Here is a 585-nt window from a genome sequence, read left to right on the forward strand (position 1 = left end):
GGCGGTGTCAGAGCAAATTCCTTGTGCGAGGCTTGGCGGCCGCGTAGGTTCCTCGGATGTCTAAACCGAGCCCCTTCCGATACTTCAAGACGAGCCCCGAAATCATCCGCCTGGCGGTAATGCTCTACATCCGTTTTCCGCTTTCGTTGCGAAACGTGGAGGACCTTCTCCACGAGCGCGGCATCGAGATCAGCCATGAGACGGTGCGGTTCTGGTGGAACCGGTTCGGCCCGATGTTCGCCGCAGAGATCCGCCGGCGGCGCGTCGAGCGGATGCGCTCTTCGCAACACTGGCGATGGCACCTCGACGAGATGTTCGTGAAGATCAACGGCGAGTTGCACTACCTCTGGCGGGCTGTCGATCACGAGGGCGAGGTGCTGGAATCCTTTGTCACAAAGCGCCGGGACCGCAAGGCAGCGCTGAAATTCCTGAAAAAAGCGATGCGGCGGCACGGTTCGCCGGAAGTGATGGTGACCGACCGGCTGCGCTCCTACGGTGCCGCGCTGCGAACGATGGGCGCGTCGGATCTTCAGGAGACAGGCCGCTATCTGAACAATCGTGCGGAGAATTCGCACCAACCTTTGC

The 585-nt window shown here is 61.0% G+C and carries 1 protein-coding gene; it reads left to right on the forward strand.

All coding sequences use genetic code 11. The features are described 5' to 3' along the window. Positions 1 to 56 precede the first annotated feature (56 nt). Positions 57 to 585: IS6 family transposase (locus IM708_RS21170; RefSeq protein WP_209428520.1), on the forward strand; the 529-nt coding region annotated here is incomplete at its 3' end.

The organism is Pararhodobacter sp. SW119 (assembly GCF_017811755.1).
Classification (GTDB): domain Bacteria; phylum Pseudomonadota; class Alphaproteobacteria; order Rhodobacterales; family Rhodobacteraceae; genus Pararhodobacter.